21 protein-coding genes and 1 pseudogene are annotated in these 24,523 nt (G+C 63.5%); 11 read left to right on the top strand and 11 right to left on the bottom strand.

Going from position 1 to position 24,523, the window contains the following annotated elements; genetic code table 11:
• Window positions 1-257 precede the first annotated feature (257 nt).
• Window positions 258-409 (bottom strand): annotated as a pseudogene (locus FCU40_RS00890) (IS3 family transposase); the annotation flags it as partial.
• A gap of 175 nt (window positions 410-584) precedes the next feature.
• Here FCU40_RS00890 and FCU40_RS00885 point away from each other — a divergent pair.
• Window positions 585-953 carry an MmcQ/YjbR family DNA-binding protein gene (locus tag FCU40_RS00885; protein WP_168072261.1) on the top strand — a complete coding sequence of 123 codons (369 nt, stop codon included), beginning with the start codon at window positions 585-587 and terminating at the stop codon, window positions 951-953.
• Between the two features lie 9 nt (window positions 954-962).
• Entirely contained in the window at window positions 963-1,268 is a 306-nt protein-coding gene (locus FCU40_RS00880) for a hypothetical protein (RefSeq protein ID WP_168072260.1), read from the top strand.
• Between the two features lie 36 nt (window positions 1,269-1,304).
• On the opposite strand, the gene FCU40_RS00875 is transcribed toward FCU40_RS00880, so the two are convergent.
• Both FCU40_RS00875 and folE read right to left on the bottom strand, forming a co-directional pair.
• On the bottom strand, window positions 1,305-1,997 hold the full coding sequence (locus FCU40_RS00875) for an IS6 family transposase (RefSeq protein ID WP_168072280.1): 693 nt from the start codon (window positions 1,995-1,997) through the stop codon (window positions 1,305-1,307).
• Window positions 1,998-2,262: 265 nt separating this feature from the next.
• Entirely contained in the window at window positions 2,263-2,847 is a 585-nt protein-coding gene (gene folE, locus FCU40_RS00870; protein WP_168072259.1) for a GTP cyclohydrolase I FolE, read from the bottom strand.
• A 318-nt stretch (window positions 2,848-3,165) separates the two neighbouring features.
• Between folE and FCU40_RS00865 the strand changes: the two genes are divergently transcribed.
• Window positions 3,166-5,376 (top strand): TonB-dependent receptor, encoded by a 2,211-nt coding sequence (locus FCU40_RS00865; protein WP_168072258.1) that lies wholly within the window; start codon window positions 3,166-3,168, stop codon window positions 5,374-5,376.
• Window positions 5,377-5,536: 160 nt separating this feature from the next.
• Here the strand turns inward: FCU40_RS00865 and FCU40_RS00860 are convergent, their stop codons facing one another.
• From FCU40_RS00860 to FCU40_RS00850, 3 genes are all read right to left on the bottom strand, one after another.
• A complete protein-coding gene (locus FCU40_RS00860; protein WP_168072257.1) occupies window positions 5,537-7,093 on the bottom strand; it encodes an acyl-CoA synthetase in 1,557 nt (518 codons plus the stop codon).
• 7 nt (window positions 7,094-7,100) lie between these two features.
• The gene (locus FCU40_RS00855; RefSeq protein ID WP_168072255.1) at window positions 7,101-8,396 is read right to left on the bottom strand and encodes a cytochrome P450; all 1,296 of its coding nucleotides are present in this window, start codon (window positions 8,394-8,396) and stop codon (window positions 7,101-7,103) included.
• Between the two features lie 181 nt (window positions 8,397-8,577).
• Window positions 8,578-9,225, bottom strand: a complete 648-nt coding sequence (locus tag FCU40_RS00850; RefSeq protein WP_168072253.1) for a TetR family transcriptional regulator — start codon at window positions 9,223-9,225, stop codon at window positions 8,578-8,580.
• 136 nt (window positions 9,226-9,361) lie between these two features.
• Between FCU40_RS00850 and FCU40_RS00845 the strand changes: the two genes are divergently transcribed.
• Window positions 9,362-10,480: an NAD(P)-dependent alcohol dehydrogenase gene (locus FCU40_RS00845; RefSeq protein ID WP_168072251.1), complete on the top strand. Its 1,119-nt coding sequence runs from the start codon at window positions 9,362-9,364 to the stop codon at window positions 10,478-10,480.
• Window positions 10,477-11,892 (top strand): aldehyde dehydrogenase family protein, encoded by a 1,416-nt coding sequence (locus FCU40_RS00840; RefSeq protein ID WP_168072250.1) that lies wholly within the window; start codon window positions 10,477-10,479, stop codon window positions 11,890-11,892. The genes FCU40_RS00845 and FCU40_RS00840 overlap by 4 nt, the downstream gene beginning before the upstream one ends.
• A 161-nt stretch (window positions 11,893-12,053) precedes the next feature.
• Here the strand turns inward: FCU40_RS00840 and FCU40_RS00835 are convergent, their stop codons facing one another.
• The 5 genes from FCU40_RS00835 to FCU40_RS00815 form a co-directional block, all read right to left on the bottom strand.
• On the bottom strand, window positions 12,054-12,668 hold the full coding sequence (locus tag FCU40_RS00835; protein ID WP_168072248.1) for a 2-hydroxychromene-2-carboxylate isomerase: 615 nt from the start codon (window positions 12,666-12,668) through the stop codon (window positions 12,054-12,056).
• A 3-nt stretch (window positions 12,669-12,671) separates the two neighbouring features.
• Window positions 12,672-13,364: a glutathione binding-like protein gene (locus FCU40_RS00830; protein WP_168072246.1), complete on the bottom strand. Its 693-nt coding sequence runs from the start codon at window positions 13,362-13,364 to the stop codon at window positions 12,672-12,674.
• Between the two features lie 17 nt (window positions 13,365-13,381).
• Window positions 13,382-14,959, bottom strand: a complete 1,578-nt coding sequence (locus tag FCU40_RS00825) for an AMP-binding protein (RefSeq protein WP_168072244.1) — start codon at window positions 14,957-14,959, stop codon at window positions 13,382-13,384.
• 109 nt (window positions 14,960-15,068) lie between these two features.
• Window positions 15,069-16,826 (bottom strand): amidohydrolase family protein, encoded by a 1,758-nt coding sequence (locus FCU40_RS00820; protein WP_168072242.1) that lies wholly within the window; start codon window positions 16,824-16,826, stop codon window positions 15,069-15,071.
• A 131-nt stretch (window positions 16,827-16,957) separates the two neighbouring features.
• Window positions 16,958-17,542, bottom strand: a complete 585-nt coding sequence (locus FCU40_RS00815) for a TetR/AcrR family transcriptional regulator (protein WP_168072240.1) — start codon at window positions 17,540-17,542, stop codon at window positions 16,958-16,960.
• 104 nt (window positions 17,543-17,646) lie between these two features.
• Here FCU40_RS00815 and FCU40_RS23055 point away from each other — a divergent pair, with 104 nt between their 5' ends.
• The 6 genes from FCU40_RS23055 to FCU40_RS00785 all read left to right on the top strand — a co-directional run bounded on the left by FCU40_RS23055 (window position 17,647) and on the right by FCU40_RS00785 (window position 24,515).
• Window positions 17,647-17,997 (top strand): hypothetical protein, encoded by a 351-nt coding sequence (locus FCU40_RS23055; protein WP_175582047.1) that lies wholly within the window; start codon window positions 17,647-17,649, stop codon window positions 17,995-17,997.
• 215 nt (window positions 17,998-18,212) lie between these two features.
• Complete coding sequence (locus FCU40_RS00805) at window positions 18,213-19,049, top strand: hypothetical protein (RefSeq protein ID WP_168072238.1); 837 nt, start codon at window positions 18,213-18,215, stop codon at window positions 19,047-19,049.
• Between the two features lie 8 nt (window positions 19,050-19,057).
• Window positions 19,058-19,786 carry a hypothetical protein gene (locus FCU40_RS00800; RefSeq protein ID WP_168072236.1) on the top strand — a complete coding sequence of 243 codons (729 nt, stop codon included), beginning with the start codon at window positions 19,058-19,060 and terminating at the stop codon, window positions 19,784-19,786.
• A 650-nt stretch (window positions 19,787-20,436) separates the two neighbouring features.
• Window positions 20,437-21,066 (top strand): GntR family transcriptional regulator, encoded by a 630-nt coding sequence (locus FCU40_RS00795; protein WP_168072235.1) that lies wholly within the window; start codon window positions 20,437-20,439, stop codon window positions 21,064-21,066.
• Between the two features lie 87 nt (window positions 21,067-21,153).
• Window positions 21,154-23,583: a TonB-dependent receptor gene (locus tag FCU40_RS00790; RefSeq protein WP_168072233.1), complete on the top strand. Its 2,430-nt coding sequence runs from the start codon at window positions 21,154-21,156 to the stop codon at window positions 23,581-23,583.
• Between the two features lie 23 nt (window positions 23,584-23,606).
• Window positions 23,607-24,515: a PHB depolymerase family esterase gene (locus FCU40_RS00785; protein ID WP_168072231.1), complete on the top strand. Its 909-nt coding sequence runs from the start codon at window positions 23,607-23,609 to the stop codon at window positions 24,513-24,515.
• Window positions 24,516-24,523: the final 8 nt, after the last annotated feature.

Genomic DNA, 24,523 nt, shown 5'->3' with positions numbered 1-24,523 from the left:
AGACTGGTTCGCCAAACGGCTTAAAGCTTGAACAGTAGGTAGGTGCTCGACTGTGCGGTGTCAGACGGGCATTCTTATGCGCGTCCATCCGATCCCTCCTGAAACTCTGTAGCTTCGCAACCGCAGCTTCTCGGGTCCGGACCGGATGGACAACCTATTTGGCCCACAGCTCGATCGGGAGAACCGCGAGCTGCCCCTGGGCGAAATAGGCGCGGGCCTTGCGCGGGATCTGGCTGCTATGGGCCGACCTTCGGTGCGTTGGCTTGGCGCGGCTCGCGGTTCTCCCGGTCCAGCGCCTTCATCTTCTCGGACACGTCGCTGGGCGACCCACCCGCTTGCCCGCATCGACCCTGGTCTTCTTTTCCCATTCGTTCAGCGTTTGGGCCGTGCACCCGATCATGTCGGCGATCCACAAGCTACATCAGAGTCATCAAGTCTGCGGAGGTCAGTTAGTTCTGCTTAGCGTCGAGTTCGCATAGGGCAAGGGCAAGCACGGCGACCGTTCTTGACGCAGTCGGACGCCAGCTTTGCGACTACGGCGCGACTCATGAACATCAGGGATGTCGTTCCGTGCGAGGATCGCCATGACGCCCGATGCCTTCTCCAACCTTGCCTCTCGCCTGGCACCGGGCGTCCAAGTACGGCCGGTGCTCGACGCCGTGCAGTTTCGTGTCGGTGACAAGGCTTTCGCCACCTTGGGATGGCCCGCGCCCGGTTGGGCGGTCATCAAGCTCAGCCGAAAGGATCAGGCGAAGGCGATCGTCCAGAGCGACGCTGTCACCGTCGAGCCTGGACGTCGGCGCGCAACGGGTGTGACGCTGGTGCGCCTGCAAGGCGTGGACGAGGCGTTGATGGCCGAAATGCTGAGCGCGGCGTTCGGCGAGGTCTATTCGCCCGGTGAGAATGGCCGCAGGCCGTCCGAGGAACGCCCGGTTTTGTCCGGGCGAGGATAGGGAACGATAATGGATCTAGCCCAGTGTTTCGCCCGTGAAGGCGCGTATCGTGGCATGGCCGGGCCTGGCTATCGCCGCGATCCAGGGCGTTTCGACTGCATGGTCGAGATCAATCCTTGGACCCCTGAGCCCGACGCATTGGCGGCCATGCTCTATCGCGGCGTTATCGTCTCTGCCTGGGGCTTCATCGAAACCCATCTCAACGAGACGGCCGTACGCTGTTCCTGGCATCCAGCCTACACGCCGCTGTTGACCAAGTATCCCCGCCTTTTGAACGACCGGCTGCAGTACCTGCGGAGGGAGCTGTCACGTTAGCCGCGAGAGGCCGCACGGGGTGAATACTTAGCCGCCTCAGGCGGTCGCCGTCGCCCACGCGGCGTGAGCCTGGACGCGGAAGCGCCGAAGCGTTGGGCGGCTGACCAGGTGACGTTGGGTGTTGAAGGTGTTGTAGACGGCGGCGTGGGTGGTGAGAAAGCGCTGGGCGGAGGCCGGACTTCTGAAGCCCTGCATCCTTCGTTCCCGCTGTCGGATCGGCAGGTGAGAGTTCTCCACCCTGTTGTTTTCGCGCAGGCCACCCGAAAGATGGAGGTGGCTGCGTTCCAGATCCCTCAGCGCCGCGGCGTAGGATCTGAGCCCGTCGGTCGTTATCCGTTCGGGTTCGATGGGTTGGCCACGCAGCAATCTCGTCAGGAACTTATTGGCCGCGTCGGCGTCCCGGCGCCGCTGCACCAGGATGTCGAGCACCTCCCCTTCGTCGTCCACGGCGCGCCACAGATAGACGTGCTTGCCACCGACCCGACAGATCATTTCATCGAGATGCCAGCGCGGCGACGGCTTGGGCCGCAGCGCCTTCAGTCGGCGCGCGATCGCCGGCCTGAACTTCTTCGCCCAGCGTCGGATCGTCTCGTAGCTGGCTTCGACGCCGCGTTCAGCCAGCAACTCTTCCACGTCTCGCAGGCTTAGGCTGAAGCGGAAGTAGAGCCAGATCGCGTGCCGGATGATCTCAGGCGGGAACCGATGACGCTTGAACGAAAGGCGCTTCAGGACCTAGCTCCGGGTTTAGGGACAGCGTTAGCTTGTCACCTGGGCTTTCTGGGCCAGCGTTAAGTGGTGGCCTCAAGTTGGCGAATTTGCCACCTCGTTCAGTTTCAACGGCTTAGCCGGACGGCGTTAAGTTGTCGCGACAGTCACGTCACTGGTCAGGTCGGCGGCCGTGAAATAGCTGATGGCGCCGTAGCGCAGGCGGCTCGCGGTCGAGCAGGCGCGCCCGTCGTGAGCGCCCGTCTTGGGCAGGGTCCCGCATTGGCCTTCAAAGCCCCATAAGAGCTAGCACCTCGCGCCGGGAGCGCTCGTCATCCTGGAAGACCCCCATCATCCGACTCGTCTTCATTTGTACGCCGGGCGTGCGCACGCCGCGCCCGCTCATGCAGGCATGGTTGGCGACCACCACGACCGCGACGCCCAGAGGCTTGAGATTGTTCCACAAGCAGTCGGCGACTTCGGCCGTCAACCGCTCCTGAACCTGCAGGCGACGTGCATAGGCATGCAGGACGCGCGCGAGCTTGGAGATGCCGACCACGTGGTCGCGGGGGAGGTATGCGATGTGCGCCACTCCGATGATTGGCGCCATGTGGTGTTCGCAGTGAGACTGGAACGGGATGTCCTTGAGCAGGACGATCTCGTTGTAACCCCCTACCTCTTCGAACACCTTTTCCAGGTGGATGGCCGGATCCTCTTCGTACCCTCCGCAATACTCTTTCCAGGCTCGGGCTACGCGTTGCGGGGTTTCCTGTAGGCCTTCGCGCTCTGGGTCCTCTCCGGACCAGCGGATCAGGGTGCGGATAGCGTCTTGGACCTGTTGTGGAACAGGGATCGAGGCATTGGCGCGCGTCATGGATGAAACTCCAATTTCAAATAGGCTCCGAGAGCGATCCTCAAGCGTGAGACCGCCAATTCCCGCATTTCCATCACGAGAAGCTCGGGCGTTTAAACGAGTGATTAAATTGACGGCTTAGCGATTAAGCGAGCAATTGACAATTCTTGTCAGTTGTAACAGCGTCGCGATGCCTTGGACGGCAGGGCCTAGCAGCCCGCTTCAACGCCATAATGCGGTGCGCTGGGCGAGCAGCCTGAACCGTCCCAGGCCGGGCCCGGCAGTACCGAGCCTGGTGATAAATATTATAAAAACAACGCCCTAGGGGAGGAATGGATGATGCGACGCAAGCTCGTGCTGTATTGCGCCACGGCTATTGCCGTGGCCGCGCCCACCTTGTTCTCGGCCAGCGCGGCCTTTGCCGCCGCCGATCAAAAGCCGCCCACCGCCACGGTCGATGAAATCGTCGTGACGGCGATGAAGCGTGGCGAGAACCTTCAGGATGTCGCCGCCTCGGTCTCGGCCCTGTCGGCGGAGACGCTGAAGGATCGCGGCGTCTCGGACGTCAAGGACATCGCCAAGCTGGTCCCCAACGTCAATTGGGGCGAGCACTTCGGGTCCGCGCTGGTGACCATCCGCGGGGTCGGCTCGACCGTGGACTCCGGCATCACCGAGCCAACAGTGGCCATGTACGCCGATGGCGTCTTCCTGCCGCGGTCTACCATGCCGTCGGTTCGCGCCATTGATCTGGACCGGGTCGAGGTCTTGCGCGGTCCGCAGGGGACACTCTATGGCCGTAACGCCACCGGCGGCGCGATCAACTTCGTGTCCCAGGCCCCCTCAAGAACATTCGAGGGCATGGCGAACGTCTCGACCGGCAGCCGGTCAGCCTTCGGCGTCAGCGGCTATGTTTCCGGTCCGCTGGCCGATGGCGTCTATGGGCGGCTGAGCGGGGGGCACGATGAACAGGACGGCTATGTGAAGATCTCGCCTAGCGGCAAGACCCTGGGCGGCGCGGATATCAACTATGTGCGAGGGGCTCTACGCCTTGAGCCGTCCAGCGGCCTGACCATAGACTTGGCTGCGCGCTACGAAGAGAACAAGGCTGCCAATGGCTGGCAGCAGCTGTTCACGCCGGCGCTGATCCCTACCGCGGGCCAGACGCTAGAGCCCAATCGTATCGTCGCCGATCAGCCTTTCGCGCAAAATTCCAAGACAACGGTGCTGTCGAGCACGGTCAATTGGACGATCTCCGACAAGGTCTCGCTACGGTCGATCACCAGCTATGTCGACCACAAGAGCAAGGTTTCGGTCGACGCCGATTCCACGATCCTCGACGGATTCAACACCATCGACTTTACCCGCCCTTCGAAGTCGTACGCTCAGGAGTTCAACCTGCTGGGCGCCGGCGACAAGGTGCAGTGGATTCTGGGCCTCTATTACTATCATGAGAAGGCTGGCAACGCGCTGCCGCTGCGCCTGGGAACCTTCTTCGCCCCCGGCTTCGGCGTCCCGGCCAACACCGTCCTGACCGCCTCGGTCGATAGTAAGACCGAGTCTCTGGCAGCCTTCGCGGACGTGACCTACTCGTTCTCCGAGCGCATGCGCCTGAACCTTGGCTTGCGCTACAATCACGAAACCAAGGACTTCCTGCAAAACCGGATCGTGTCCATTCCGGGCGTTGGCGTCGTGCCCGGTTCGGCCGCCTATGCGGCGGGGCCCATCGCGGTCGGGACCACGAGCAGCAAGCTGCTGCCGAAGATCAATCTGCAATTCGATCTGACCGATAACGTCAACAGCTATGTTCAATACTCCAAGGGCTTCAAGTCCGGCGGCGAGAACCTGGAGGGCGGGGATGGCGGCGCGGTCGGCGCCCTTGGTCTCTACAGGCCCGAGGGCATCGACGCCTATGAGGTGGGTCTGAAATCGCGACTGTTCGACCGGCGCGTGATCGCCAATTTCGCGGCCTTTTACTATGACTATTCGGGCCTGCAGGTGACGATCACCAAGCCGCCGACCACCACGGTGGTGCAGAACGCCGATGCCAAAATCTATGGGCTTGAGGGCGAGTTCTCCTGGAGCCTCACCGAGAGCCTTAAGCTGGATGGGTCAGCGACGCTCACCCATGCTCGGTTCAACGGTTTCTCGGGCTACGATGACGCCCAGCCGAGCCTTGGCGTGCAAAACCTGGACGGCAAGCCCTTGCCCCATGCGCCGGACTTCACCGCGCGCCTTGGCGGGGAGTATCGCATCGACCTCGGCGAAGGCTTCCTGTCGACCCTGACCGTGCGGGGGGATGTTTCTTACAGCGATGACGTGGTTCTGCGCTATTTCGGCACCGCTAACGACACCCAGAAGGCCTATTGGCTTTCCAGCGTCTCGGCCAAGCTGAGCGACGCCAACAGGCTGACCGAACTGCGGCTCTACGTGAACAATCTTGGCGACAAGATTTACAAGCAGAACGTCACCTATATCGGTGCAATCGGGGCCTACATGGGCAACTACGCCGCTCCGCGGACCTGGGGCGTTCAGCTCTCGCGAAAGTTCTAGGCCGCGATCTTCGCCCGGCGGCGGCTCGAAAGAGCCGGCGCCGGTCTCCTCTCCTGATGGGTAACGGTTGGACCACCCCGGGCCGATCGGGGCGCATCAAACGACTGTCCCGGGCCTAGCGCCCGGGACTTTTTCGTTGCCCCTCCCTGCGAGGTCATCGCTAAGAAGGCGGCGTGTCCTGGGCGTTCCACATCCGGTCACGGATCAGGCGCTTCAGCAGCTTACCGGTCGGGTGACGGGGCAGTTCTTCCATGAACTCCACACGGCGTGGCGTCTTGTAGCGCGCCAGGTGGTCCCGGGCGTAGGCCAGGATCTCGGCCGCCAGTTCGGGCCCGGCATCGGTCCAGCACGCTGGTTGGACAACGGCCACCACCGCTTCGCCCAGGTCGGGGTCGGGCGCGCCGACCACGGCGATGTCGGCGATCTTGTCATGGCCGATCAGCGCATTCTCGATCTCCTGCGGGTAGATGTTCACCCCACCCGAAATGATCATGAAGCTCTTGCGATCGGTCAGGTACAGGTAGCCTTCCTCATCGACCCAGCCGATATCGCCTAATGACGTCCAGCCGTGCTTGTTGCGGGTCTCGGCCGTCTTGGCGGGGTCGTTGTGGTAGGTGAAGGACGGGCCGTCCGCGAAGCTCACCAGCCCCTCGACGCGCGGCGGCAGGGGATCGCCTGCCTCGTCGCAGATCTTCAAATCACCGACGATGGCGCGTCCGACCGAACCTGGGTGGGCCAACCATTCATCCGAACTGATGTAGGTCAGGCCGTTACCTTCGGTGCCGCCGTAGTATTCGTGGATTATGGGTCCCCACCAGCCGATCATCTGGCGCTTGACCGGTACGGGACAAGGCGCGGCGGCATGGACAACCGCGCGCAGCGAGCTGACATCGTATTGGCGTGTGGCCTCGGGTAGCTTCAGCATCCTGATGAAATGGGTGGGAACGAACTGGGCGCAGGTGACCTGATGGGACTCGATGAACCGTAACGCCGCCTCGGCGTCGAAGCGCGCCATGACCACCACGGTACCGCCCAGGCGATGGACGCACATGGCCCACCGCAGGGGCGCGGCGTGATAAAGCGGCGCGGGCGAAAGATAGACGCCGTTGCGACCAAAGCCGAACAGGGTCTCGACTCTGCTGGCCATGGGGGAGGGAGCGTCGAAGGCGCCTTGCGGCAGCGGCGAACGCACGCCCTTAGGGCGTCCCGTCGTGCCGGAGGAATAGAGCATGTCGCCGCCAGCGGAAGGGTCATCAATCAGCGTGGTCGGAAGCCGATCGCGGGCCGCCTCGAAGCTGTCCGCGGTCTTGTCGCCGCTGGAGACGAGAACCTTGATCTCGCCCGCAAGCTCCCGGCCGAGATCGGCGGCCAGGTCTGCCAGGCTTGCCGAGACGACCAGGTGGCGGGCCCCGCAATCGCGGGCGATGTAGGCTGCCTCGGGCGCTGTCAGCCGAGTTGAGATACAGGTCCAATAGAGGCCGGCGCGCTGAGCGGCCCAGGTGATCTCGAAATATTCGGCGCCGTTCTCCAGGCACAATGCGACGACGTCGCCGCGCGAGAGGCCCCACGATCGGAAAAGATGCGCGCCCTGATTGGCGCGCGCCTCCATCTGGCCATAAGAAAGGGTTTGGCCGGTCTCGGCCATAATGACGGCCGGGCGGTTCGGATGGAGCCGCGCGATGTGGCTGGGGTGGGCGAGCGGGCCTTCCAACGTCATGGCGCGCTCAGTCCATCTCAAACTGGATGGGCAGAGTCTTCAGGCCGTTCACGAACCAGCTCTCGATGGACCGAGGTTCGCCCGCCAGTTTCACGCTGCGCAAGCGCGGCAGAAGCTCCTCGAACAGGATGCGCATCTCCATCCGGGCCAGATGCTGGCCTAGACAGACATGACCGCCGTAGCCAAAGGCCACTTGCCGATTGGGCTTGCGATCGATGTCGAAGGCGAAGGGATTGTCGAAGACCGCCTCATCGCGATTGCCCGAAGCGTAGCACAGCATCAACCAGTCGCCTTTGCGGATCGTCTGGCCCCGCAGCTCGGTGTCTTGGCTGGCCGACCGCATGAAGGTCTTGACCGGTGTGGTCCAGCGAATGGCTTCCTCGATCAGGGCAGGGATCAGGGCGGTGTCGGCTTTCACCCTTTCCAACAGGCCCGGCGTCGTGGCCAGAGCCCACATCACCCCGGCGGTCGAGGAGGCCGTGGTGTCGTGCCCCGCGGTGGCGACTATGATGTAGTAGCCGGCCGCTTCACGCGGCGGGATCGGCGCGCCGTCGACTTGGGCGTTGGCGATCACGCTGGCCAGGTCGTCGCGAGGATTGAGGCGGCGGTCGGCGCTGATCGTCTCGAAATAGGCGGTGAAGTCGGCGACAACGGCTTCGAGCATGGCGCCGTATTGCTCGGCGGTGAGCGCGGCCTGGACGCGCGCTGTGTCAGGGTCCTGGGCCCCGAACAACTGCTGGGTCAGGCGAAGCATGCGGGGCGTGTCCTCTGGCGGCACGCCGAGAATCTCCATGACCACGTGCAGCGGGAAATGCAACGCCACGTCGGCCACGAAGTCGCTCACGCCGCCTCGCGCCGCCAGGGTCTCGGCGGCTTTTCGCGCCAGCTCGCGGATGGCCTCCTCGCGCTTGCGGATATTGCCGGGCATGAACCAAGCCTGCGAGAGCAGGCGGTATTTCATGTGATCCGGTTCATCCATCTGGATGATCGACCGGACCAGATGGGGGGAGCCGGTGATCTTTTGGTTCCGCTCCAGATGCGCCTTGCTGTTCAGCGTGGTGGCCCGTTCGCCGCTTGGGAATAGGCCATTGTTGCGGCTGATCTCGAGAATGTCGGCATGTTTGGTGACGACCCAGAACGGATCGAAGCCTTCGGGCTCCGCGATCGCTAACGGGCTGTTGCGACGCAACCAGCTGTAGACGTCGTGGATGGTTTGGTCGGCATAGGCCGCTGGTCGAACGAGCGTGTTGGCGAGGTCTTCGGGGACTCTCGGGTTGTCGATGGCGACTGTCGCGCTAGGCATCAGATCCTCCCTGGGTTTTTCGAGGCGGTCTTATTTGGCTTTCGCGCTTCCACCCGTCCGCTTTGCCTCCGTGCGAGGTTGCGCGGTTGGGGTGTCGCGTGGAGAGCGGAAATTAAATAATCATTTAATCAACTGATGGGCAAGCGCCTCTCGGCTTGTGAGCGCCCGAGAAGATCGAATGTCAGGTGTTTCGAGCGCGCGCGCCGTCCATGACCAACGACAGGGTTTCGCGAATGAACCGCTCCCGCACTTTGGCGTCATCCGCCCTGAGGCCGAAACCGAACCGGACCGTCGACCGGGCGCTGAACAGCATTTCGATGCCGCCCATTAAATTGAGGTGGAAGACGAAAGGATCGACGGTCCTGAACGCGCCCTCGGCGAGGCCCCTGGCCAGTAGGGCGGCTTGGAAATCGATGATGGGCTTGATCAGACGGTTGGTTATGTCCTCGCCAATGGTTTTGCCGCTGCGCCTCAGCAATTCGTGAATAAGCGTATTGAGGTATGGGCGCTCGGCCAGGAGGTCGACCAGGCCGGTGATGTGCTGCTCCAGCTGTTGCTCGGCGGGCAAGTCGCTGGCGGCAAGCGTTCGTAAGGGGCCGAGCACGACCTCTTCGTCTTCGGCGAGGATCGCCGCCAGCATCTGTTCCTTGCCGCCGAAATAGTAGCTGACCAGAGCGATGTTGCGGCCCGCGCGCGCGGCGACCTCAGCCAAGGAGAACCGCGAGTCGCCATGCTCGCTCAGCAATTCGCGCGCCGCGGACAGGAGGACGCCGCGCCCTTCCGCGGCATCGCCCTTTGGGGACCGTGGTCGAGCGCTATCGCGGGTCATGCCTTCATTCCGAGTGTCGCGGAGATTGACTTAATTAAATGACCATTTAAAGACTGGGTCAATCGCGACGACAAAGATCGCATCAATCCACCCTCCACGCCGTAGAGGCGGGGTGAGCGACGTTGGGAGGTCCGGCATGGATGTTCAAGCCGCCGTAGCGCAAGGCGCGGGCAAGCCCTTTGTCATCAGGTCTGTCGAGCTGGACGACCCGCGCGACGATGAGATCCTGGTGCGGGTCGTTGGCGTTGGCGTCTGCCACACCGATCTAGTCTTCAAGGAGAGCGAGGCGATCGCGCCGCCGGTTGTGCTGGGTCATGAGGGGGCGGGCGTCGTCGAGCGGGTTGGCGCCAAGGTCACCAAGGTCGCTGTCGGCGACCGGGTGGCCATGACGTTCCGCTCTTGCGGTCATTGCTCTCGATGCGACGATGGTGACGCTGCTTACTGCAGGACCATGCCGCAGCTCAACTACGCGGGCGTGAGAAGCGACGGTTCCAAGGCCATACGCGATGACGCCGGACCGATCGGCAGCAACTTTTTCGGCCAATCGTCCTTCGCGACCCACGCCCTGACCTACGAACGAAACGTCGTGAAGGTCCCAGAAGACCTGCCGCTGGAGTTGATGGGGCCGATTGGCTGCGGGATCCAGACCGGCGCCGGCGGGATCATGCGCTCCCTAGCCTGCAAGGCAGGGTCCAGCCTACTGATCACCGGTGGAGGTCCGGTGGGACTGAGTGCGGTGATGGGCGCCAAGCTTCAGGGCTGTCGTATCGTGATCCTTGTCGAACCGCATCCTGCTCGCCGCGCCCTGGCTCTGGAGTTCGGAGCCACCCACACGATCGACCCCAAGGCTGAGACCGATCTGGCCGCCGCCGTTCGGGCTATAGCGCCCGAGGGCGTCGACTACGCCTTCGACACCACCGGCGTCCCCACGGTACAGAGCGCGGTGATGGACACCCTGGCCTCCAAGGGCGTGTTCGGGATCGTCGGCGTATCGCCGCGGGGCTCGCCGCCGCCCGGCGACATCAACCGGATCATGACCTTCGGTTATACGATCAAGGGAATTATCGAGGGCGACAGCGACCCCGACGTCTTCCTGCCCGAACTGATGGATCACCATCGACGCGGCGATCTGCCCTTCGACCGGATGATCACCTGCTTTCCCTTCTCCCAGATCAACGAGGCGATCGCCGCACAGCATCGCGGAGAGTGCGTCAAAGTCGTCCTCCTGATGGATACGCAAGGAACTCGGCCATGAACTTCCACACCGACTACGCCATGACCATCGACGGCAAGGCGGTGAGCGCCGCCGCCACGATCCCGGTTACCAATCCCGCCACCGGCGAGATCTTCGCGCAGGCTCCCGACTGCGGTCGTGACCAGCTTGACGCAGCGGTCGCTGCGGCCAAGGCCGCGTACAAGATTTGGAAAAAGGTCCCGATTGCTGAGCGCCAAGCCCTGGTGGCTAAAGCCGGCGACATCTTGATCGCTCACGCGGAGGAGCTGGGGCGGCTGTTTACCAAGGAGCAGGGCCGTCCCGTCGACGCGGCCCGTCAGGAAGTGTTGATGGCGGGCGAGTGGCTCAAGTCCGTCGCGGCCATGACCCCGCCGATCCATGTGGCGGAAGACTCCGCCGTTCAGCTGATCGAGACGCGCTATGTGCCGTTAGGCGTGGTGTGCGCCATCGCGCCGTGGAACTTTCCAGTATCGCTGGCCATGTGGAAGGTCGCACCCGCGCTGGTCGCGGGTAACACCATGGTGCTCAAGCCCTCGCCCTTCACGCCGTTATGCACCCTGAAGATCGGCCAGTTGCTGGCCGACGTTTTTCCGCCCGGCGTCCTGAACGTGATCAGCGGCGGCGATGAGCTAGGGCCATGGATGACCAGCCACCCGGGCTTCGCCAAGATCTCCTTCACGGGCTCGACGGCCACCGGCAAGCGCGTCCTGGAGAGCGCGGCCAAGGACCTCAAGCGCGTGACGCTCGAGCTGGGCGGAAACGACGCGGCGATAGTCATGCCTGATGTCGACCTGGACGAGGTCGCGCAGAAGATCTTCTTTGGGGCCTTCTACAACAGCGCCCAGATTTGCGTGGCCACCAAACGGCTATACGTGCACGAGGATATCTATGACGGTCTGCGCGATCGTCTGGTCGCCATCGCCAAGGCGGTCAAGGTGGGCGACGGCGGCGAGCAGGGCACGGTGCTAGGGCCGATCCAGAACAAGCGCCAGTACGATCGGGTTATCGACCTGCTGAATGACGCGAAGACCAAGAAGCTCACCCTGTTCCAAGGCGAGGCGCCATCCAACGGTGGTTACTTCGTGCCAGTCACCATCGTTGATAATCCGCCCGAGGCCGAACGCGTCGTTCAAGAAGAGGCCTTCGGACCAATCCTGCCAATGCTGAAGTTCTCCGATATCGATGACGTCATCGATCGGGCCAACGATAGCGAATACGGCCTGGCCGGCGCGGTGTGGTCCAAGGACCTGGACAAGGCTGTCGACATCGCCCGGCGTCTGGAGACCGGAACGGTGTGGATCAATCAAAACCTCAATCTGCGTCCAGATACGATCTTTGGCGGCCATAAGCAGAGCGGGTTCGGCGTCGAAAACGGAATGGAGGGTCTGTTGGAGTTCATGGCTCCGCAGTCGCTCTACCTGGCTCGAGCCTAGAGCCTTATCCGCTCGAATGGAATCATTCGAGCGGAAAAATAAGGCTCTAAATCAAACATTTAGAGCGTGATAACCGCCGAAACCGCTTACACTTTCGGCTATCACGCTCTAGCGTTGGCGGCCCGTCTCCGGGAGGAGGCGGGCCCAACTGGCGACGAGCGCTAGAGATCGGCTTCGAGGATTGCCTGGCGTACAATCGGCAGCTGATCGTTGCCGAAGAACAACTCCGTGCGATCGACAAAGATCGTGGGCGAGCCGAACCCGCCGCGATCGATGACTTCCTGGGTGTTGGCCCGCAACCGAAGCTTGACGTCATCGTCTTGAGCCCTGCGCGCTAGGTCCGCCCCGTCCAGTCCGCAGGCATCGGCGATCTCGACCAGCACCTCAATCGCGTCCAGATTCCGCTTTTCGCCGAAATAGGCGTCAAAAGCCTGGTTTGAGAAGCGGAAGAGGGCGTCTTGGTCGTCCTCAATCGCACAGCAGAAGCGCATGGCGTTTACCGATTTCAGCGGATGATGGCGCGAGGGGAAGTTCATCGGCACCCCGGCCACGCGCGCCCAGTCCTTCAGCCATTTGAAGGTGTTGCGGTTCTTGGGACTGCTGGGGTCGGCGCGCCCGGCATAGACGCTGTCGTTGACCGCATTGAACACCCCGCCCACCAGAAACGGGCGCCAGGCGATCGTGGCGCGGGTCTCCTCGACGATCGGCTGAATGTTCTGGAAGGCCAGGCGCGTCCACGGTGAGGACAGATCGAAGAAGAATTCGATATGGGCCAAGGCTCAGTCCTTCTTGATGCCGAATAGGACTTCGCGTGCGCGAGCGTCGTCCTGCGGGCGGCGGTTGATCTTGTCGCGGCCCAGATCCATTCCGCGCCGCAAGGCCGGGCGCGCCTTCAAGGCGTCGTACCAGCGCTCGACATGCGGAAAATCGCCGAGCGGGATCTCCTGAGCTTTGTAGGTCTGGACCCAGGGAAAGGTCGCCATGTCGGCGATGCTGTAGTCATCGCCCGCCAGGTAGGTCTCGACGGCCAGGCGAGCGTTCAGCACGCCATACAGGCGCAAGGTTTCGTTGCGATAGCGCTCGGTCGCATAGGCGATCCGCTCGGGAGCGTAGAGTTTGAAGTGGCCGTGCTGGCCCAACATCGGGCCAAGGCCGCCAACCTGCCAGAACAGCCACTCCAGCGCAGCCTTGCGCGCGCGGAGGGCTGTCGGCAGGAAGCGGCCGGTCTTCTCCGCCAGGTACAGCAGGATCGCGCCTGTCTCGAACATGCTGATCGGCGCATCGCCGTCCTCAGGGTCGTTATCGACAATAGCCGGGATCTTGTTGTTGGGGCTGATAGCCAGAAACGCCTCGGCGAACTGGTCGCCCTTGCCAATGTTCACCCAGCGGGTGCGGTAGGGCAGGTCACACTCCTCCAGCATGATGGAGATCTTCCAGCCGTTGGGCGTGGGCGCGGTATGCAGATCGATCATGCAGTGTCCTCAGGAAATCACGGTGTGCGGGAAAGCGCTGGCGAGGCGATCAGTCCATGCTCGTGCAGGAGGGCGATGCAGTCGCGCTCGACCGGCTTTTCGGAGATCGTCTTGGGGATGGCGGGCAAGATCTGCCAGATTTCCGGCGTCTCGTTCTTCTGTAACTTGTCGGCGCACCAAACCCGCAAGTCGGCCAGCGCCGCGCCCGATCGCAGGACAACAGCGGCCACCAGTGTTTTTTCGCCGGCGACGTTCGACGGGGTGGTCGCGCCGTACACAAAGACGTCCTCGACCAGGGAGCATCGGGCCAGCACGGTTTCGACCAGCGCGGTGTTGACGAAGTCGCCATTGCGCCGCACGCCGCCGCCGACACGATGGTGGAAGTAGAACCAGCCCTCGGCGTCCATGTGGGCGATATCGCCGCTACGGAACCAACCCGACCGTATCTTTTCCTGGCTGGCCGCCGCGTTGCGGAAATAGGTCACCGGAGTGGCTTCGGTGCTCTCCGGTCGGAAGCACAATTCGCCTAGCTCGCCTGGAGGGCAGGGCTCTCCGGAGGGATCCAAGACCGCAGCAAGCGTGCCGCGGGGCGGCTTGCCCAAGGATCCAACGGGACCGGCGCCCTTCAGGTTGATCAGCACGCCGCCGGCTTCGGTGCTGCCATAAACTTCCGTGATCTCCACGCCAAAGCGGCGACGGTACTCGTTCCACAGCGCGGCCGGCATACCCGACGTGATGATCAGGCGTACGGGGTTGTCGGCGTCATCAGGCCTTTCGGGAACGGAATAGATCTCTGGAATCATTCCGCCCAGCAGGGTGAAGACGGTGCAACCATGGGCTCGGCAGATATCCCACAGCCGGCTCTTGGTGAATTTGCGGCTCAGAACGACGGGCAGGGCCAACGACAGCCCCGCGCCCAGCGTCGACTGGGCGTTGATGTGGCTGAGCGGCAGGCCCGTGTAGAGCTTGTCGCCCGCCTGGACTCCCAGCGCCCTTAGTCCCTTGATGCCGGCCATGTGGGTTGCGTGGCTACGGACCACGGCTTTCGGGTGGCCCGTCGTGCCCGAGGTGAACATCATGAACATCGGGATAGCTGGATCAGGCTCGACCGAAGTCAGGTCCGCGTCGGTGGCGGGCAGATCGCGGTCGTAGTGGTGTAGCGTCAAACCGCTCACGCGATCACTCAATCGCCTTTCGCCCACGACCAGCACGCGCTGAGTATGGACAAGGCGGGACGCGACCTCAGCCAGAGCTCCCAGCGCGTAGTCGCCGGCGATCACGAGCTTGGCCTCCACGAAATCGAGCATGTAGACAAGCTTGTCGCCGATGCTGCGCGGATCGATCGGCACGAAGGTCGCGCCGATCAGGGCGGCGGCGATCATCGCTTCGACCAGCTCGACATGATTGTGCAGCATTAGGGCGAAGCGATCGCCTGGCGCCACGTCGGCGGCCTGCAGCCAGGCGGCCAACCGTCGGGCGTTTGCGCGCAATTGTCCGAAACTACGCCGGACGTCGACAAGTTCACCGTCCGGGCCGATGTCCACGACGGTCAACACTTCGAAGTCGGCGCGTTCGACGCATTGGGCGTCGATCAAATCCGCAATTGTCCTGAATTTCGCCATCGGGCCTCTGTTACCAGCTAAGCGGAGTCACGGGCGGCGACGCCCATCACGGAGCGCCGCCCGTGTCGAGGTGGATCGGGTGCTATTCGGCGGCCAATGGCAGGGAGGAGGCCATATCCTGCGTGACGCGCGCGAACTGGCCGGGCAGGGCGCCGGTGGGCTTGCCGTCGTGGTAGGTGGTCACGCCGTTGACCAGGATCCGCGAGTAACCGCCGGAGCGGGCGTTTCGCCGCCAGTCGCCATTGGGCATGTCGTGAACGATCTCGTACCGGTCGCGGTCCTGGTAAAGGTCGGCCAGATTGTAGATCAGCAGGTCGGCCCAGAAACCCGGGAGGATCGCGCCCCGGTCGCTCAGACCGATCGTGCGAGCTACCTTGAAGCTCAACTGGTGATGCATTTCCTCCAGGGTGAACACCTTCTGGTCCCGAACCAGCCAGATGATCAGCTCGGTCGCGTAGTGCCCATTGGCGAACGCCTTGGTGTGCGCGCCCGCGTCGCTGACGCCGGACGCCACGGCAGGACTGGTCAGCAAGTTGCGAGCCTGGATCGGGTCGTTGGCGGCCCAGACATCCGACTTCAGTTGAGCCTTCAGCTTGGATTGGACGCCTAGATCACACAGCGTTTGGACGACGGTCTCGCCCCGCTCGGCGGCAATGTCGACGAGCGTGCGGCCAATCCAGCTCTCCAAGGCAGTGGCTTCACCGACGTCGATGACGATCTGGCCTTCCAGGCCGCCCGCGCCACTCGCGGGGCCCGAGCCAGCATACTCGGCGCTGAACCGGGCGACGAAAGCCGGGTCGGCCAACAGGGCAACGCGGTCTTCGTCCGTCTCGCAGGCGATAATCTCGCGCACACCGCTCAACTGGCCTGCCGCGGTGTCAAGTTCGCCGATATTGGCTTCGACCCAGCCGCGGTTCAGCAGGGCGCTGCCGGAGATGTCGAGCCCCTCGTCACGCAGGCCTTCCAGCCAGGCCACGTCGGCTTCGGCGGCGCCGGCCAAATGATCGTTGGTCAGGATGGCGGCGTGGATGACCCGCGCGCCTGAGCCCCTGGCCATCCGCGCCACCTTCTCGGTTATGCCGCGGTTGCCGAAATGGAAGATCGCCGACAGCATCTGGATCAGACCTTCGCCACGCACGGCGACGGCGCGGGCGATCTCGACGACGTCGTCGTCGTGCAGCATGTCGGTTGGCATCGCCGTGCCATCATAGTCCAGGTGCGAATTGCCGTCGTAGCCCATGACCGACATCGAGATGCCGGCCGCGCCATGGTCCATAGCTTCGTTGATCAGCCGATGCATCTCAGCCATTTCGGCCGTCGTCGGGCGGCGAGACTTGGCCCCTTCGATGCCCATCACATAGATCAGCAGCGGGTTGAGCGGCAGAAACGACATGATGTTGACGCCCTTGGGCAGGGCTTTTACGCGGTCGAGATATTCGGGGAAGGTCTCCCAGTTCCAGGGCAGGCCAGCGCGCTGCTGTTCGACGGGCACCTGCTCGGTCGTCGACAACATCAGCATGGTGCGTTCTCGGTCCTGGGGGCGGACCGGCGCGATACTGAAGCCGCAATTGGCGTTGAGGATCGTCGTGACGCCATGCTCGCCGGAATTGGCGCAGTATGGATCCCAGAACAGCTGGGCGTCGTGGTGGGCGTGTTGAGTGACATGGCCTGGGGCGACGACCATGCCCGAAGCGTCGATCACGTCCGCGGCGTCTTGTTCCAACAGCCGGCCGATCGCTGCGACACGACCGTCTTTCAAGCCAATGTCAGCATAGACGCCGGGGGTCCCCGTGCCGTCGATGACGAAGCCGTTGCGAATAAGGGTGTCAAACCTCGCCATGGGTTCCTCCACTTTTGTTACGGCGTTTAGGCCGGCTTTATTGGAGGAAGAATGATCTTGTTACAAATATTGTCAACTGTAACATGTGGGGCGTAAGGCGCCGACGCCAGGGCGTTGCGAGCCGGCCAGAGCTAGGCTTGATCGATCAGAAGAGAGGGGACTAGGAACGTCGTCAGCAACTGTTGCAGGGTCGCGTCGTCATAGTCGTCGCGAAGCGACAGCATGCCGTGGATGTTGCGAATCCACTCCACAGCCTGATCGTTCGTGATGCCTGGTCGGAGCTGTCCGGCGACGCGCGCCTGATCCAGAACCGGACCCCAGAGTGAGAGCATGAGTTTCTGAATCTGCTTGCTGCCCTTGAGCAGGAACTGGTCTAGCCGATGCTCCCCGCTCTTGCCGACAATTTCGAGAAAGAGCGGGTCGCTAGCCGTGACCTTCAGGGACCGCAGGGACCCCTCGATCAGAGCCTCACGTAGCGAGGTGACTTGCACGAAATAGGGGCGAAGCAATTCGCCCAAGGCGGTGATGCGTTGTCCTGCAATGTATTCAAGTAGGGCTGGGCGAGAGTCGAATAGGCGATAGAGGGTCTGGCGCGAGACCTTACTGGCCTCGGCTACATCCGCCATCGACGTGCGGTGGACGCCATAGCGTTCGAAACATTGAACGGCTGCGTCTACGATCGTCTCGCGGGTCGCCGTCGGCTTTTCGCTCTTCATTGAGGGTTCCCGAACAATCCCGATCCTGTTTCAGCTGCGAGCCGGCACGATCGTGCGGTCCACGCCATTAGCCTGTGCTTAGGGGGTTGTCGACAAAGGCGGGTGTGTCGCATCGCCGTGCAGGTATCAAGCTCGGCTTGATCTCGCGACCGACTGGCGCCGTCTTCGATGACCGGACCAATAGGCAAGCTGGCCGCGATCAGGTGATTGAACCCTTTGACGAACTTGGCGCCAGTGAACGCCTTGGCGACGAAGGCGCAGGACGGCAATCGTCCACTTGTCTCTCAAAGTCTCTCGCCCAGGCTTTCAGTTCAATGCCCGAGTTTGGAATTTTCCAAGCGTCGTCCGACCAATTCCCCAAAAAGTTGAAATTCGCCATTGACCGCTTTGGTGGCGCCGATTTAGCTTCAGACGAGTTCGAGTTGAGTGGTGGCGATGAGTATGATGCGCCGTAAAAGCATAGCGTCGATCTACCCCATAGGATCGCATCTAGGTCAGGATGGAATGCATCCGACCGGCATATTTCCCGCACCGCTTAGTTGAAGTCTGAACCGATAGATGCCGCTGGCGCCTATCGGCATCCCCGAGATTTCGTATCAAACCCATCATCCGGTGGTTGCCGTGATGAACTCTTCTGCACGTCTTCAACATATCTCTGGAGAGCAGTCAGATGCCAGGTGCAATCACCAATATCACGGTCGGGCCAGGCGGCGGGGGCGACGTCACACCGACGGAGGTTTCTCCCGTCGTCGTCTACGCGCCCGTGACCTACTCCGGCGGTAGCGGTTTCGGAGCGACTGTCACTAGTTACTCGGCGGGAGCTTATGGCAGCATCGAAATTGCGCGCATGAACGCCGCCGCGACCCGTGCTGGGCGGTACATCGCCGACCACGTGCAGGTGATGACCGACATGAACGATCCGGCGCAGAAGGCGGTCGCCGATAAGATCATCGAGTCCATCTACACGGCCATCTTCAATGACTCGCTGAACAGCACCAAGACAGTCGGCACTGATCCGTCAGGCAACCGCTACACGGGCGCCGAGATGTTGACCTTGATGGACAACATGGACTTCAAGATCGTCGCCCAGGCCTCCAATCCGAACAACACCGCGCAGGCCTCCACAACATTTGCATCAAAATCGCTTTCCGAAAGGGGGCATGTGGAAATCGTCGGCAGCATGCTGGTCGGCGCTGATCAGGCCAACATCGACTTCACCGTCGCCCACGAAATTGCGCATGCCTTGCCCGCGGGCCACCAGATGGCCAACTACACTTCACAAGCCTTCTTCGACAACGGCGGGCAGCAGTACACCGTGCTCAATCCGGCAACGGGCCAATATGAAGCGACGCCGCAGTATTACACTGAATTCGACGCCTCGCAGTACAAAACCATGAACGAATCTTGGGCCAACACTGTCGGCAAGATGATCTCGTCCTTTGATGGCATGGGCTGGTATCATGACGGGGGGACCAACGTGCCCGCTTACGGCTATTGGCACTTTTAGAGAAGCCGATGCGCTTCGTCGGCCATTTGGGATCTGAGTGCGTGTCGAACCGTCAGCTTTTCCGACGCGCCGTGGCGCTGTCACTAGCCTTCACCGCCATCACGGGCGGCGGAGCGGCTTGGTCTCGTGACCTGGGACCCAGCGAGCGACAGGTGTACGTCTTTGCGAGCAGCAGCGCCGACGGCGGGGCGTTCTATCGGTTGGATGTAGCGGCCAAGCGACAGGTCCTAGCGCCGACGATCGACGGGCCGGCCACGGCCTCATACCCTCTCGTGGATTGTGGGAGCGCGGATTGGTACTGCGTGACGAGCGACCGTCATGGCCTAGCCTTCATCGCGCCGCGCCTCTGCGCTGATCCTAAGGCGTCGCCGCGAGTTGGCGACGTTTGGCGTTACGCCGGGCAGAAGCTAGTGGTTCTGCAGCGCCGCGATCCCGAAAATGGACCGCCGGGCGAGCGTGGCGGCGCGCCGCAGATCGCTACGGACGCCGATATCTCCAGCATACTCTTGCTCGGCAACCCGTCCCATCCCGACACGGTCTACGAATATGCCTTATCGCGCGGGATCGTCGGCGTGTTCGTGCGTCGCAGTCCGCGCGGCCCGTCGCCTTATGAAGAAGCGCGCGCCGGACGCCTCGGTCGCACCGCGAAGCCGGGACGAACCGCCATCTACCGCTGGCTTCTACCGGTCGCTCCTTTGGTTCCGACCGATCTGGCTCGTTGTCGCGCCGCTCTATAGTTCGGAGCGCGCCTCGCTAACTACGGTGCTTTAACGCCACTGGCGCCCCTCTAAGAGGGGCGCCGCAGGCTTCAGGCCCTGTGCCGAATGTCTAGTACGTGGAGGTGACCCAATGTCGGCTCTTGGCGCTCAGCTGCTATTTTCGTTGGTTGTCTGTTGCGTTTGTCCGCGCCCTCGCTTGGAGCAGGATCAGACGAGCGGGTCGAGGTGGCGGGCAAGACGAGGCCGCCTCCGCGACAGTTTCTCAGGTGGAAGAGCGCAGAAGTCGTATTCTAGAGGGGTATAGCGTAGGCGTAGTTCTCATCTTCATTCAGCGTCGCGCGCCAGACTACGCCAAAGCGCGACGGAGCGCGCCAGCGCCGCCGGCGCTGCTAGTGGTCTCCTCCGTCCGGAAGCCCCGTCCACGGATGGAAAGGCGGCGCGCCCGGCCCGCCGAACGGAGAAGTCTGGCGCAGCGCCGCCGCGAAAGCGGACGTCGCGATCGGCTGCGAAGGGCGCTTGATCGAACTTAGATCCACTGACCGGGCTGAATGAATTTTGGTCAAAACTACGCTTCAACCAATAAGCTTGCTACGATCGCGAGAAGTCCGAGATTGTAGGCAATGTCGAAACCGATCCCACCGCATCTTCTGCAAAAGCGAAATCGATCCGTGGCGGACCGCGTCGCTCTGGATTTGGCCTATCTGATCGAGACGAACGTCTACAAGCCTGGGGATCGGCTTCGGGAGATCGAGCTATCGGAGCGGTTCAAGGTCAGTCGCGCGCCCGTCCGCGAGGCGCTGCGGATCCTGGCCACGCGCTCCCTGGTGCACATCGAACCAATGAAGGGCGCGACCGTGGCCCGGTTGTCGGACCGGGAGGCCCGCGAGAGCGTCGAGATCAGCGCCGTGCTGTTCGGCTTCGCGGCGCGCAAGGCGGCCATCCATAGAAATGACGAGGATATTCCAGCGCTTTGTCGGCAGGTCGAGCGTCTTGAAGCGATGACCGGCGCGGGCGTCGAGCCAGAGGAGTTCTTCCGCCAGACCCTACGCGCCGGGTTCGCCGTGCTCGACGCCGCCAAAGGCGGTCGTCTGCGGTCGCTGATCCTGGACGTGCGCGCCGGCGCCGCCCACAACTTTGGTCCCTACGGCTTCACCACAGAGGAACTCCGGGTGCGGGCAGCCCAGCGCTGGCGCGACCTGGCGGACGCCATCGTGCGTGGCGACGGCGACGAGGCCGACCGGCAGGCGCAGCTGACCCACGTCGACTCCTTGACGGCCGCCCTGAAGATCACTCCATAAATTGTCGACAATCTGTAGACAGTGACGATCATCTCGGCTTAGCCTCCCTCCGTCAAAGGCGCGCAGACGCCGTGAGGGAGGGTGACCATGGGATGCGCTTGGGCGGCCACGGCCGAAGAGGATTCCAGCCGCCGAGGCGCCGCGCGCCGGGCGGCGATGCTGGGCGGTGTCGCGATCGTGGCGCTGGCGGAACTGCTGACGGCGGGTGCGGTCCACGCCCAGGCCGCCGGTGATGTCGGCGAGGTGGTGGTCACCGCCCGCCGCCGCGCCGAGCAGCTGCGTGACGTTCCCGCCGCCGTCACAGCGATCACCGAGGCCGACCGCCAGGGGCTCGTGCTGGACCGCATGGAGGACTACCTGCGCCAGATCCAGGGTGTGACCCTGGTGACGTCTGGTCCTGAATATCTGAATGACATTTCGATCCGCGGGCAGGGCAGTGGCCGGGTCGGCTTCACCGAGACCGCCACCGGCCTTTATCGCGACGGCCTCTATAACTCCGGCGGCGGCTTTGGCGGCCGCTCGCTGACGCGGATGGACCTGTTCGACAATGCGCGGGTCGAGGTGTTGCGCGGGCCGCAGGGCGCGCTGTTCGGGCGCAACGCAGTCGGCGGCGCGGTCAACGTCATCTCCAACGCACCGAGATCGGAATTCGGCGGTACGGCGACCGTCCGCCGGTCCGACCCGGACCGCACTGACCTGGAAGCGATCGTCAACCTGCCGCTCGGCGACAAGCTGGCCGCGCGGCTAGGCGGCTTCATCAGTGACCAGCACGATGGCTTCATCGTCAACACCACGACCGGTGACTTCACCGACACCCAGAATTCCAAGGGTGCGCGGCTGACACTCGAAGCGCGCCCCTCGGCCAAGGTCACCCTGGGCGCGATGGCCGAGTACTACGACAGCAGCGCGCCCGGCTTCACGGGCCTGGCCCGCAGTCCGACGCTCGATGCCGGTCCCGACATCCGCGCCAATCAGAACCGGCAGGGACGGACCGATATCAAGGAGAAGGGCTTCTCGCTGCGCGCCGATGTCGATCTGGACTGGGCCGACATGGCGCTACGCGCCTCGCACCGCGACCGGGACGGCGCGCGCACCAACGAGGACGATGACCACTTCGTAGGCTTGTCGCTGTCCGATGTCGCGCCGGGAGCGGCGGTCAGCTACCCAGACTATTCGCGGGCCCAGTTCGAGGACTATCGCCGCGATGTGGCCCAGGTCACCTTCGCGTCGAAGAAGGGTGGGCGCGTCAGCTGGCTGGTCGGCGTGGAGTATCTGAACTCCAAGGATCACGTGGTCACCGAGCCGCTCGACTGTCCAGCCTATACGGGCGCGGCCCTGGCCGCGACGCCCGGATGCTTCGTCGGCACGGCGGCTGCGGGCGCGGCCACGACCTTCTCGCCGGCGGCCCGCCAGGCCGGGCGCGGCACGATGAACCACGATACATTCAACGAGAAGGTCGACTCCATCTCGCTGTTCGGCGCGATCGAGGCCAAGCTCGCCGAGCGCTGGCTGCTGGGCCTGGAGCTGCGCGCCCAGCACGATAGTCGCGACTACGACTTCGAGCGCTGGTCCGAGGATCCGCTTGTCTATTTCGGATCAGGGACCGTTCCGACCGGCCTGTTGGCCCCGATCGGCGGCTCGGGCGCGACCACGGTCCAGTTCTGCCCGCCGACCCTGACGGCCCCGGCTTGCGCAGCGGGGAACGAGACGGCCACGGTGCGCACCGGTTTCGACAGCACCTTCTACACGCCGACCGTGTCGCTGCGCTGGAACCTGGCCGATGAGCAGAACCTCTACTGGCGCTTCGCCACGGCCTACCGTTCGGGAGGCTTCAACACCAACCTGCCACCATCGGTGACACGCGCCCTGCTGCCGCAGGTCCTGCGCTACGACGCCGAGTACGCCTACAACTACGAGACCGGCTGGAAGGGGCGCCTGTTCGGCTTCAACGCCGAGGCGGCCGTCTACTATACTTGGACCAACCAGGTGCAGGTGGTGACCGCGCCTTCGGCCGGCGCGACCGGCTTCATCCTGTCCAACGCTGGCGACGCTCACGTCTACGGATTCGAAGCCGAGGCGCGCCGTATTTTCCGTGTCGGCCGCGGAAGGCTGGTGACGCGAGTGTCATACTCGACCTCGGACGGCGCGTTCGAGAAGGGCGCCAGCCTGATCAGTCAGGGCGTGACGGTCGATCTGAATGGCAAGCACGTGCCGCGCCTGCGCGACAACCAGGTCACGGCCAACCTGCTGTACACCCAGCCGATCGGCCGCCTGCGCGGCTTCATCGGCGGTAGCGCTCAGTACGCCCACGGCGGCTACGAAACGCCGGACAACGTCCGCGCCTATGCCGGTTACACCCTCTACGACGCCCGGATCGGCGTCGAAGGAGGCAACTGGCGTTTCTCGGTCACCGGGCGGAACCTGACCGACGAGCGCTACGTCCTCAACGTGGTCGGGACCGCCGAATTCTGGAACCAGCCGCGCATCTACGGCGCGGAACTGACGCTGCGCTACTGAGCGCCGCAGCGAGGATCGCGGAGATGAAATCGATCGCTTTCGCCATGGTCGCCGCCGCCCTGACGCTGGGCTCCGCGCCAGCCTGGGCTCTCGACGAGGCCTCTCCGGCCGCCCACAGCGTCAGGGTGGGCGGGGTCGCCCGCGACTACCTGCTGGACGGGCCGGCCGAGGCTTCTGGTCCGGTTCCGCTGGTCATCGCCCTGCATGGCGGCGGCGGCAGCCCCATGACCATGACGCCGCGCTGGCTGGGGATAGCTCGGCGTGAGGGCTTCGCCGTGGCCTTTCCCAGCGGCGTTGGGCGCAACGCCAACATGGGGACCTGGAACGCCGGGGGCTGCTGCGGCTTCGCCATGGCCTCAGGCAGCGACGACGTCGCCTTCATCGGCGCGATGATCGACGACATCGCTCGCGACCATCGCATCGACCCGAAGCGCGTCTATGTCACCGGCCTCTCCAATGGCGGCATGCTGACCTACCGCATCGGCGCAGCCCTGGCCCCGCGCATTGCGGCCATCGCCGTCGTATCGGGCGCGATGTTCGGCGGCGAAACGCCGCCGGCGACCCCGGTTCCGGTGCTGATCATGCACGGCGAACAGGACGATATCGTGCCGTTCAAGGGCGGGACCTCGCCGATGGCGCTGGTGGCTCGGTCGCAAACCCAGCCGTTCCGGGAGGTCGCCTATGCGGTGGACTTCTGGCGGCGCGCCGACGGCTGCGCGGACAAGCCTTCCGTCGAGGCCAAGGGCGACGTCACGGTCGAGACCTACGCCCAATGCGCCAAGGGTGGGGAGGTGGTGTTCTATCGGCTCAAGTCGGCCGGCCATACCTGGCCCGGACCCGCGCCGGTCGTCGGCGGGCTGGAGCGCGCCCGCTACGACCAGGTCGACGCGACCGAGGTCATCTGGCGGTTCTTCAGTCGCCACACCCGCTGAGTACAGGT

The organism is Caulobacter sp. SSI4214 (assembly GCF_012184455.1).
Classification (GTDB): domain Bacteria; phylum Pseudomonadota; class Alphaproteobacteria; order Caulobacterales; family Caulobacteraceae; genus Caulobacter; species Caulobacter vibrioides_E.
This window is presented reverse-complemented; position numbering and strand designations above follow the sequence as displayed.